8 protein-coding genes are annotated in these 11,026 nt (G+C 64.7%); 5 read left to right on the plus strand and 3 right to left on the minus strand.

Features of this window, described 5'->3' with window-relative positions; translation table 11 throughout:
* Positions 1–262: 262 nt before the first annotated feature.
* Entirely contained in the window at positions 263–901 is a 639-nt protein-coding gene (locus CAK78_RS04200; RefSeq protein ID WP_094696468.1) for an NAD(P)-dependent oxidoreductase, read from the minus strand.
* A gap of 101 nt (positions 902–1,002) precedes the next feature.
* Between CAK78_RS04200 and CAK78_RS04205 the strand changes: the two genes are divergently transcribed.
* Complete coding sequence (locus CAK78_RS04205) at positions 1,003–1,908, plus strand: LysR family transcriptional regulator (protein ID WP_094696469.1); 906 nt, start codon at positions 1,003–1,005, stop codon at positions 1,906–1,908.
* A gap of 132 nt (positions 1,909–2,040) precedes the next feature.
* Here CAK78_RS04205 and CAK78_RS04210 read toward each other — a convergent pair whose 3' ends face one another.
* Positions 2,041–2,781: an SDR family oxidoreductase gene (locus tag CAK78_RS04210; RefSeq protein ID WP_010634159.1), complete on the minus strand. Its 741-nt coding sequence runs from the start codon at positions 2,779–2,781 to the stop codon at positions 2,041–2,043.
* 264 nt (positions 2,782–3,045) lie between these two features.
* On the opposite strand from CAK78_RS04210, the gene CAK78_RS04215 reads away from it, so the two are divergent.
* The 3 genes from CAK78_RS04215 to CAK78_RS04225 all read left to right on the plus strand — a co-directional run bounded on the left by CAK78_RS04215 (position 3,046) and on the right by CAK78_RS04225 (position 7,173).
* Complete coding sequence (locus tag CAK78_RS04215) at positions 3,046–3,945, plus strand: AraC family transcriptional regulator (protein ID WP_094696473.1); 900 nt, start codon at positions 3,046–3,048, stop codon at positions 3,943–3,945.
* Between the two features lie 253 nt (positions 3,946–4,198).
* Positions 4,199–6,343, plus strand: a complete 2,145-nt coding sequence (locus tag CAK78_RS04220) for a TonB-dependent siderophore receptor (RefSeq protein WP_094696470.1) — start codon at positions 4,199–4,201, stop codon at positions 6,341–6,343.
* Between the two features lie 38 nt (positions 6,344–6,381).
* Positions 6,382–7,173: a siderophore ferric iron reductase gene (locus tag CAK78_RS04225; RefSeq protein WP_094696471.1), complete on the plus strand. Its 792-nt coding sequence runs from the start codon at positions 6,382–6,384 to the stop codon at positions 7,171–7,173.
* A gap of 147 nt (positions 7,174–7,320) precedes the next feature.
* Here CAK78_RS04225 and CAK78_RS04230 read toward each other — a convergent pair whose 3' ends face one another.
* Positions 7,321–8,241, minus strand: coding sequence for a LysR substrate-binding domain-containing protein (locus CAK78_RS04230; protein ID WP_005300271.1), 921 nt, complete (start codon positions 8,239–8,241; stop codon positions 7,321–7,323).
* A gap of 182 nt (positions 8,242–8,423) precedes the next feature.
* Here CAK78_RS04230 and metE point away from each other — a divergent pair, with 182 nt between their 5' ends.
* Positions 8,424–10,688 (plus strand): 5-methyltetrahydropteroyltriglutamate--homocysteine S-methyltransferase, encoded by a 2,265-nt coding sequence (metE, locus tag CAK78_RS04235; protein WP_176452660.1) that lies wholly within the window; start codon positions 8,424–8,426, stop codon positions 10,686–10,688.
* Positions 10,689–11,026: the final 338 nt, after the last annotated feature.

Genomic DNA, 11,026 nt, shown 5'->3' on the forward strand with positions numbered 1-11,026 from the left:
GTTATATACAAAAATCGAAATAGAATTCGCCACCCCTCCGGGTGGCTGCGGATTGAGCGGCGATAGTGGCAAGATACCGATGTGCATTGTCTCTTGCTGATCTGGTAGGGCGTATACCGGTTTGAGCTCAATTTGAGCACCAAAAAGAGAGGGGGCATCGCTGGCTGAGCCAAGATGCGCAAATGCAGAGATGCAAAAAGGGAGGCGGATGCCTCCCTTTGTGTGACGGGCTCAGCGGCCCGGCGTTGTACCGAGGTCAGGCTCAGTAACCCAGAGTGAAGCGCTGGCGCAGGTGGGCCGGTTTTTCCGCTTCGTTGAGCACGCCGTCGGCCAGATCGCCGACCGTGATCCCGGCCGGTTGTTCACCGCGAAACAGCACCTGATCTGCACCTAGGCGGTAGCCGCCGCGCTTCTCGCCGGGTTCCAGGAACACGGGAGGGGAGACGAAACGCCAGTCGAGGGTGGTTTCACGGCGCAGCGCCGTGAGGCCGTCGCGGGCGGCCAGGGCCCCCTGTTTCCACTCGGCCGGGAATTCCGGGGTATCCACCAGTTGCACGCCCGGGGCAACTTCCAGACTGCCGGCGCCGCCGACCACCAGCAGCCAGCTGTTGGCCGCGACGGCGGCAGCCACGATGGCGCTGGCCCCCTTGAGGTACTGGTCGTAGATGTCCGGGGCGGTCCAGCCCGGGTTGTAGGCGCTGATCACCCGATCGTGCCCCTTGAGCACCTTGGCCAGCGCCTGGCTGTCCTGGGCATCCACCGCCACGGCGGTGACCTGCGGGTGAGCGGCTACCTTGCTCACGTCACGGACGATGGCGGTGACGTGATGGCCGCGGCTGACGGCTTCGTTGAGGATGGCTGTACCGACAAAACCGCTGGCACCGATCAGGGCAATTTTCATGGGAGATTCTCCTTCACTGTTGGAATGGGGCTATCCTACGCCCCCGAATGTGATTTAATAATCCGTTGTAAATTGCATTCACTTATAAGCTGGATTTAACAATGGGACAGCTCAAGCGTTACGCCATCTTCGCCGCCGTGGTCGAGGCGGGCAGCATGACCGGCGCCGCCAAGGCCCTCGGCATGACCCCCTCCGCCGTCAGTCAGCATATCAGCCAGCTGGAGAGCCTGCTCGGGCTCACCCTGCTGCACCGCTCCACCCGCCGCCTCAACCTGACCGAGGCGGGGGAGGTGGTGTGGCAGGGGTGCCAGTCTTTGCAGCAGACCCTCAACCAGACCGAACTGCGCCTCTCTGAGGTGCGTGACAGCCTGCTGGGGGAGGTGCGGATCACCGCCCCGGTGGGGATGGCCGGCCAGCCGCTGGCGCGGGCACTGTCGCCGTTGCTGCAGGCCCATCCCGGCCTGTGCATCCAGATCATCGCTGACGACGAGAAGCGGGATCTCATTGCCGAGCGCATCGACGTGGCGCTGCGGGTCGGTACGCTCTCGGACTCCACCCTGGTGGCGCGCAAGCTGGGCCAGACCCGGATGCTGCTGTGCGCCTCGCCCGCCTATCTGGCGCGCAAGGGCACCCCGCGCAGCCCGGAGGCGCTGCTGGAACATGACTGGCTGGCCGCCGACATGCTGAGCGGCGGCCTGACCTTCTTCGACGAGAAGGGGCAGGGGCACAGGGTCAAGCCCAAGCCGCGGGTGGTCTGCAACAACGTGCTGCCGCTGCGCCAGTTCACCCTGGCGGGGCAGGGGGTGTCGCTGCAACCGGAGGGGGAGATTGCCGAAGATCTCGCCTCGGGTCGCCTGCTGGAATTGCTGCCGGGTTTTCGGGTGCCACCGATGGAGATCCACGCCATCACCCCGCAGCGGGAGATCCCGGAGAAGGTGCGCCGGGTGATCGCCGCCCTGCGCAGCCACTTCGCCGAGCCGGTGGGGGCCGCGGCAACACGTCCGTAACCCGGGCAAGGGAGAGACGGGCATTCCGGTTGGCTGGAGCAAACCAGGATCAAACAGAGAGGGCAGCCCGCGGGCTGCCCTCTGTCGATGCGCTGTGTCGATTAGACAAGGCCGATGAGACAAGGCCAGGCCTCACTTCATGTAGAGGCCGCCGTTGATGGCCAGGGTCTCGCCGGTGATATAGGCACCCGCCTCGCTGGCAAGAAACACCACGGCGGCGGCGATCTCTTCCGGCTTGGCCAGCCGGCGCATGGGGATGTCGGCCTTGATGCTGTCGAGGATGTCGGTGCGGATCGCCTCCACCATGGGGGTGGCGGTGTAGCCGGGGGCGATGGCGTTGACCGTCACCCCGAAGCGGGCCCCTTCCGCCGCCAGCGCCTTGGTGAAGCCCAGCATGCCCGCCTTGGCGGCCGAGTAGTTGACCTGGCCGAACTGCCCCTTCTGGCCATTGACCGAGGAGATGTTGATGATGCGGGCATCGCGCTGCTCGCACATGGCGTCGAACAGCGGCTGGGTGACGTTGTAGAGGCTGCACAGGTTGGTATGGATCACCTCGAACCACTGCTCCGGGGTCATCCGCTTGAAGGCCCCGTCCCGGGTGATGCCGGCATTGTTGACCAGCACGTCCACCCGCCCTTCATCCTGCAGCAAGCGGCCCAAGGCCTCGCGGCACATGGCGGTGTCGGCTACGTCCAGCGCCAGCAGCCGCACCTGATCCGGCCTAAAACCCTGCTCTGCATACCAGTCGTGCGCCGCCGCGCCGTTGGCACTGGAGTGGGTGGCGATGATGCGATACCCCTGGGCCAGCAAGGCGGTGGTGATGGCGGATCCGATGCCGCCACGGGCTCCGGTGATCAAGGCAACTTTCTTCATCTTGGCTCTCCCTGCATAAAAAGATTCGAACGAGGACTTTATGGGCTTTTTGGGGTAATTGATATATTTGTTTTCAAACAATCTGACAGGGAAACGCGTCACTTTTGTGACAGCCTGCCAAGCTGGCTTGACGGACCAGCACTCGAGCCACCTGGCAAGAGGGCGGACGCGACCATACCGCCAGCCCTTGCCGCCAAGGTGGCGGCCATGTTTAATGGGGCCCTTGCGCGCAGCGCCTTGCCGACAGCCAGATCCGATCTCGCCATGACCAGCTTATCTTCCACCCCAGAGGCCGAACCCCGGCCGCACAGCCAGCTGACCCGCATCGAGCGGGTACTCGACTACATCCACGCCAACCTGGATCAGCCGCTGGCGCTGGCCGAGCTGGCTGAGCAGAGCTGCTGGTCGCGCTGGCAGCTGCAGCGGGTGTTCCTCCATGAGACGGGGCTGACGGTGGCCCACTATGTGCGCGAGCTCAAGCTGAGTCAGGCGGCAGAGGCGCTGCTGTCTGGTCGCCAGCGGGTGCTGGATCTGGCGCTCTGTTACGGTTTTGGCTCCGAGGTGAGCTTCAGCCGCGCCTTCAAGCAGCAGTTCGGTTGCTCGCCGCTGGCCTATCGCAAGCGGGGTCTGCGGCTGGGGCTGCGTACCCCCCTGGTGCGGGCGACCCTGCCGCAGCCCATGCCTGCCAGGCTGGTACAGGAGCGGATCGAGAGTCAGCCGGGCTTTATCCTGCAAGGGGTGAAGGGGCAGATCCGCGGGCTGTTTGCCGCCGTCCCCGATTTTCAGCAGACGGAGCCTGCCATCTGGCGCGCCCTGGGCACGGCGGGCGGTTTGCCACCCGGGCAGGAGCGGGTTGGGGTGGTGGATGTTTCTGGCGCCGGCGAGTCGCTCCCCTACTGGGCGGGCAGCGTGATGGAGGAGGGGGCCAGCCTGCCCGCCGGTCTGGCACGCCTCCCGGTGCCGGCCCAGACCTACGCGGTGCTGAGTTACGTGGGCCCGGTCAGCCAGCTGGGGCAGACCCTCAACTGGTTTATCCTGCACTGGCTGCCGAGCTCCGGCTATCGCGGGCTGGACGGCTTCGAGCTGGAGCGCTACGCCCCCGATTTTGACGGCAACCAGCCGGATGCCCGCATGGAGTACTGGCTGCCCGTCGCCCCTCTCTGACAGGGCTATTCCCTTGCCCGGCTGATGTCGGGCGCTGCTATCCCTCTTCCCTTTTTGCTGCGCCAGGCTTTGCTATTCATTCGATATCGCCTGCGTTGCTGCCGTCAGTTTAGGTATCCGCATGGGGCCATGTCGGCCGCATTTTCTCCCTCTTTAGCGCCAACATGCCCCAAATTGTTAATTCAAGGGCAAAATGACCCAATAAAATGCAAATGAGATTTGTTGCTATTCTCTCATTGCATTCGAGGATCAGATGTACGCCACTCACCCCCCTTTGTCCCTGGTCGCCGCGACTATCTCCGCCCTGTTGGCTGGCCCCGTGCAGGCAACTGCTGCCGAGCGCCCGACACAGACCCGGGCCGACGAGACCCTGACCGTGCTCGGCGAGACCTATCGCAACACCGCGACCAAGACCCGGCTCGACCCCATCGAGACGCCCCAGGCCATCTCGGTGGTGGAGGGGGACACCCTGGAGCAGCGCGGCGTCAGCTCGGTGAGCGAGGCGCTGCGCTACGTGCCCGGCGTCAACACCGAGCTGAGAGGCGGGGCGGTCAACCGGCTGGATCTGTTCAACATCCGCGGCTTTGACAACTACCAGAACTTTTACGACGGCCTGCTGCTGCAGTACAACGACTGGAACCTGCAGCCCCAGATCGATCCGGTGGCCATCGAGCAGTTGGAGGTGTTCAAGGGGCCCACCTCCGTGCTCTACGGCAGCATGCCCCCCGGCGGCATGGTGAACCTCATCGCCAAGCGCCCCCAGCGAGAGAGCAGGCACAGCGTCAGCGTGGCGAGCGGGACGGGCACCCTCAAGGAGCTGGCCCTCGACAGCACCGGTGCCCTCAACGACCAGTTTGCCTATCGGCTGGTGGGGCTGGCCCGCCAGAAAGAGGGTCAGGCGGTGACCTCAGAGGAGGAGCGCTACGTGCTGGCGCCCTCTCTCGACTGGCAGTTGAGTGAGCGCACCCTGCTAAACCTCAACCTCTATTACCAGAAAGACCCGCAAGCCGGCATCTACACCACGGTGCCGGCCAGCGGCTCGGTCAAGTCCAACCCGCTGGGCCAGCTGGGCAGCGATACCTTCCTTGGCGATGAAAACTGGAACCACTACAGCCGGGAGGTGACCCTGCTCGGCTACAAGCTGAGCCACGACTTCAACGCCAACTGGCAGCTGCTGCAAAACGCCCGCTACATGGATGCCTCGGCCAACCAGCAGAACACCTACAACGCGGCGCTGGCGGCCGATAACCGTACCCTGGCCCGCAACGCCTACCTGACCGATGAAGAGTCTCGCGGCTTTGTCATCGATAACCAGCTGGCGGGCAAGGTGCAGACCGGCAAGGCCCAGCACAACCTGCTGCTGGGGGTGGATTACCAGTATCTGGATGCGCGCATTCTCTACCGGGATACCCTCGACTACTCTGCCCCGACCATCGACATTTTCAACCCGAATCACCAGCAGATAGTGCCGGCAGATCTGGCCTTCAACTATCAGGACAACCGCACCATCCGCCAGTACCAGAGCGGCCTCTACCTGCAGGATCAGGTGCGCCTCGATCGGCTGGTGGTCATCGGCGGCGCCCGCTACGACCGCTACCGGATGGACACCGACAGCCGGACCCTCTATCAGGGGGCGGCGAGCAACACCCTGGCCCAGATCGATCAGGACAACCTCTCGCTGCGCCTCGGCGCCCTCTACGAGCTGGATCACGGTCTCTCGCCCTATGTGAGCTATGCCGAGAGTTTCGAACCGGTGGCGGGGGCGGACAAGCAGGGCCAGGCGTTCAAACCGGCCACCGGCCGGCAGTGGGAGGGGGGGCTCAAGTTCCTCTCCGAGGACATGAGCAAGACCGCCACTCTCTCGGCGTTCCACATCACCAAGCAAAATGCCCTAGTGACGGATCCGGACAATGTCTACGGGCCCAAGCTGCAGACCGGCGAGATGGTCTCCAAGGGGGTCGAACTGGAGGGGCGACTCGATCTCTCCAGCCGCTGGGATCTGACGCTGAGCTATACCCGTCAGGAGATGGAGATCACCCGCGACACTACCAGCCTGCAGGGCAAGACCCCGGTCTGGGTGCCGAAACAAATGGCTTCGCTGTGGAGCAACTACCTGCCGGCCGGCCCGCAGGAAGGAGTGCGCCTGGGGGCCGGCCTGCGCTACGTGGGGGAGGCCCAGCTTGATGCCGCCAACACCGATACGGTGCCGGATTACCTGCTGATGGACATGGCCGCCTCCTACGATCTGGCCAAGCTCAGCCAGCGTCTGCAAGGGGCAGAGGTGTCACTCAGCGCCAGCAACCTGTTCAACAAGACCTACTACTCCTGCTACGACCAGAACAACTGCTGGTTTGGCGCAGAGCGCAGCGTGGAGGCGCGACTCAAATACGTATTCTGACCCTGCGTCCCGGGCCGAGCCCGGGGCTCTCTCACCCCATGAGCGGCGCCGGCCGTCGTGCCCGCAGCCCGGGGGCACGGCGCGAGCCGGATCTGCAGTCACTGGCGGATCACGGCGCCCTGTTCGCGGCCGCCGCCGGGCTTATTCCGTCCCTCAAGGGGCGGCTGGTGGCTGCCGGCGAGGCCGCGGCGCTGTTGATGGCGACCGAACAGGCCACGCCGGCCGAGGTGGCGGCCGCGCTGCACGAGCATTGGCGGCTGGCCCATCCGGAGGCGGGCCCCGCCTACTGGCTCACCCGCAGCTGGGGCATGCTCTGCTGGCAATCCATCTATCTTGCCATGGTGGCCGTCTATCGGCTGCGGGCCGTGCCGGCGCTGGAGAGGTTGGGCCAGGGCTATCAGGATGGGCTGGTATCGGGCTTTACCCTGCCGGCCGAACCCATGATCAAGGGGGAGCAGGAGCTCTTGATCAAGGCGGCGGGCGAGCGGCTGCAGGCCCATTGGCAGGCGCTGTTCGCAGCGCTCGGGCAGGTGCAGCGACTGAGGCCCGGTTTCGTGCGACCGCTCTTGGCGGACGATCTGCTGGCAGCGCTGGTGCGGGTGCCCGCGTTCTTTGACGAGATAAGCCCCGCCGAGGTGGCGACCCATGCGCCGCACTGGCTTGCCGCCTGCGGCCTGCTGGCCGAGCATCTGACGGGCTGGCAGCCAGCGGCCGGTTTGGTCGGTTATGTGCGCCAGCGCTGCTGCCTGCACTACAAGCGCCGCGATGGTGAGCTGTGCGCCAACTGCCCGCGGCGGCAGGGGGCGGCGAGCTGTGAAGAGGGTGCTTGAATAAGAAGCCCTGCGTGATGACAAGCCGCCCTCAGGCGGCTTTTTACTGCGCCTCGCCGTATGGATGACTGCGCTTTTACATCGGCCATGCTTGATACGAATCTGCTGTCTGCAGGTAAGCTGGCGCAGTGTCCCTTCTCCTGCACATTACTGCGCTTTTGCATCGCCCATCTTGCTGCGAATGCGCTCAAACAGGCTCTGCAGACAGGCTTGATCCCGGTCGGCGGCGCGCACGGCGCCATACATGTGGCGCCGTACCCCCTCGGCGAGCGGGCGCGCCTCGAGCAGCCCCTGACGCACAAACTCCTCGCAAGCCCAGCGCGGCAGGGCGGCGACGCCAAGGCCAGCGGCGGCCATCTGCAGCATCACGGAGGTGTTGTCCACCGGCTTGCAGCGGGCGGGCTCGATGCCGGCCGGCTGCAGGAAGCGGCTGAACACGTCCATCCGCGCCCGCTCCACCGGGTAGACCAGCAGCACCTCGGGGCGTAGATCCTCAGGCTTGATGGTCTGCTGGCCACAGAGAGGGTGATCCGGCGCCATCACCAGCACCAGCTCGAAGGCGAACAGCGGCTCGAAGTGGAGATCGCCGCGCGCCTGCACGTCCGAGGTGAGCAGCAGGTCGAGCTGGCCGCCGAGCAGGGCGCTGATGGCATCAAAGCCCGGCACCGACTCCACCTCCAGATCCACTCCCGGCCACTGGCGGCGAAAATCGGGCAATAGCGGCAGCAGCCACTGGATGCAGCTGTGGCAATCGAGCGCCAGGTGAAGGCGACCGGCGTCGCCGCTGTGCAGGGCCTGCAGCTGTTTCTCGGTCTGCGCCAGCGCCGGCAGCACCTGGCGGGCCAGCCCCAGCAGCTGGTTGCCGGCCGCCGTCAGCACCAGCGGCCGGCTCTTGCGCAGATAGAGCTCCAGATTGAGGCGGGTCTCCAGCTCTTTTAGCTGGTGGGAGAGGGCGGACTGGGTGAGGTTGAGGCAGAGCGCCGCCCCGGCCAGCGAGCCCTGCTCGGCCAGCGCGCTCACTGTCTTCAGGTGCTTGATGTCGATCCCCGGGTTGCTTGACACCGCCATGGTATCCCTCCTTGTTGTGCCTGGGCGGCGGCTTGTTGCCCGCCTTGAGAATTTCTTGAGAGCCAGTTGAAAAGGATTCAATAGCCAACGCCACCTTATCTTGTCATTTTGGATGTGTAAACATCTGGATGGCTAAATCATCCAGTTCACCATCAGATGAATGAGCATAAGGAATGGAACCTATGACCTGCGCACACACCCTGGGCTTTCCCCGTATCGGCGCCAAGCGCGAGCTGAAATTTGCCCTCGAATCCTACTGGCGCGGCGAAACCAGCCAGGCCGAACTCATCGCCACCGGCAAGAGCCTGCGTGAGCGTCACTGGCAGGCCCAGCAACAGGCCGGTGTGACCCTGCTGCCGGTGGGTGACTTCGCCTGGTACGATCAGGTGCTCGGCACCAGCCTGCTAGTGGATGCCATCCCCGCCCGCCACCGCCATGGCGACACCGATCTCGATACCCTGTTCCGAGTCGCCCGTGGCCGTGCGCCGACCGGCCCGGCCGCTGCCGCCGCCGAGATGACCAAGTGGTTCAACACCAACTACCACTACCTGGTGCCCGAGTTCAGCCGCGACCAGCGCTTCAAACTGGGCTGGAGCCAGCTGTTTGACGAAGTGGAAGAGGCCAAGGCGCTGGGGCTGCCGGTCAAGGCGGTGCTGCTGGGGCCTGTCTCCTACCTCTGGCTTGGCAAAGAGAAAGAGAGCGGCTTCTCCCGCCTCGAGCTGCTCGACCGCCTGCTCATCGTCTATCAGGAGATCCTGGCGAAACTGGCCGCCCAGGGGGTGGAGTGGGTGCAGATCGACGAGCCGGCGCTGGCGCTGGACTTGCCGGACGAGTGGCGCCTCGCCTACCTCAACGCCTATGAGCGTCTGGCCGGCCCCTGCAAGCTGCTGCTCACCACCTACTTCGGGTCGGTGGCTCATCAGCGCGACATCATCACCAGCCTGAAGGTGGATGGCCTGCACCTGGATCTGGTGGCGGCCCCCGAGCAGCTGGAGACGCTAGTCCCGCACCTGCCGGCCCAGTGGGTCATCTCGGCCGGGGTCATCAACGGTCGCAACGTCTGGCGTGCTAACCTGGCCAAGCTGGTACCGACTCTAAAATCGCTGAAGGATAAGCTTGGCGAGCGGCTCTGGGTGGCCTCCTCCTGCTCCTTGCTGCACAGCCCGGTAGATTTGACCCTGGAACACGAGCTGGATCCCCAGACCCGCAGCTGGTTCGCCTTTGCCCTGCAAAAATGCTACGAGCTGGGGCTGCTGGCTGACCATCTCAATGGTGGGGAGCTGGACAAGATCACCGCCTACAGCCAGCCCATCGTGGATCGGGAGTCCGACAGCCGGGTGCACAAGAAGGCGGTGCAGTCACGGCTCGCCAGCCTCACCAACAGCGATTTCGAGCGCCACAGCGCCTACCCGGTGCGGGCCGAGGCACAGCGCGCGGATCTCAAGTTGCCGCTGCTGCCGACCACCACCATCGGCTCCTTCCCGCAGACCTCGGAAATTCGGGTGCTGCGCCAGGATTGGCGAGCCGGTCGTATCGACGACAGTGCCTACGAGGCGGGCATTCAGGCCCAGATCAAGGATGCCATCCTGCGCCAGGAGGCCATCGGACTAGACGTGCTGGTGCACGGCGAAGCCGAGCGCAACGACATGGTGGAGTACTTCGGTGAGCTGCTGGATGGCTTTGCCATCACCCGCTTCGGCTGGGTACAGAGCTATGGCTCCCGCAGCGTCAAGCCGCCGGTGATCACCCGCGACATCGACCGACCGACGCCGATGACCCTGGCGTGGACCCGGTTTGCCCAGAGCCTGACCGACAAGCCGGTCAAGGGCATGCTGACCGGCCCTGTGACCATCCTCTGCTGGTCATTCCCGCGCGAAGACGTGAGCCGCGAGCAGTCCGCCCTGCAGATTGGCCTGGCCATTCGCGACGAGGTGGCTGACTTGGAAGCCGCCGGCATCAAGATCATCCAGATCGACGAACCGGCGATCCGCGAAGGCTTGCCCCTGCGCAAGCAGGATCATCAGGCTTATCTGGACTGGGCGGTGCGCGCCTTCCGTCTGAGCGCGAGCCCGGTAGTGGACAGCACCCAGATCCACACCCACATGTGCTACAGCGACTTCAACCTCATCATAGAGGCGGTGGCGGCGCTCGATGCGGACGTGATCACCATCGAGACCAGCCGTAGCCAGATGCTGCTGCTGGGGGCGTTCGAGCGCTTCAACTACCCCAACGAAATCGGCCCGGGCGTCTATGACATCCACTCGCCGAACGTGCCGAGCCAGGGCTGGATTGAGGATCTGATCCGCAAGGCCGCCAAGCAGATCCCGGCAGAGCGGCTCTGGGTCAACCCGGACTGCGGCCTCAAGACCCGCGGCTGGGAAGAGACCGAGGCCGCCCTCAAGGTAATGGTCGATGCCACCAAGGCGCTGCGCGCCGAGCTGGCCTGAAGAACATCAGCAAACAACAAGAGAGTACGGGCATAACGAAGAGGGAAGGCGCAAGCCTTCCCTCTCTCTTTTTATGCCGGATAAGTTATGCCGGATAAGCCGTTGACGTTGGCCGGGGGAGGGGCTGTAGCAATGACGGCGCGGGCAGGCCGGGTGGCATGTCGGTACCCGAATACTGGACGCAGCCCCCATAGCCCCCGCCATGTTCCCCCTGTTTTGCAAGGCTGGCTCCTCGACCTGCAAGCGTGGCAGCTTGACGATATCACCCCGCCTGCGCCGATGAGCTCTCGCCCATTTTTGCATTCGATGCGCTTGCGCTAGGCTGTGTTCTCAAAATG

Source organism: Aeromonas sp. A35_P (genome assembly GCF_002259925.1).
Lineage (GTDB): Bacteria > Pseudomonadota > Gammaproteobacteria > Enterobacterales > Aeromonadaceae > Aeromonas > Aeromonas dhakensis.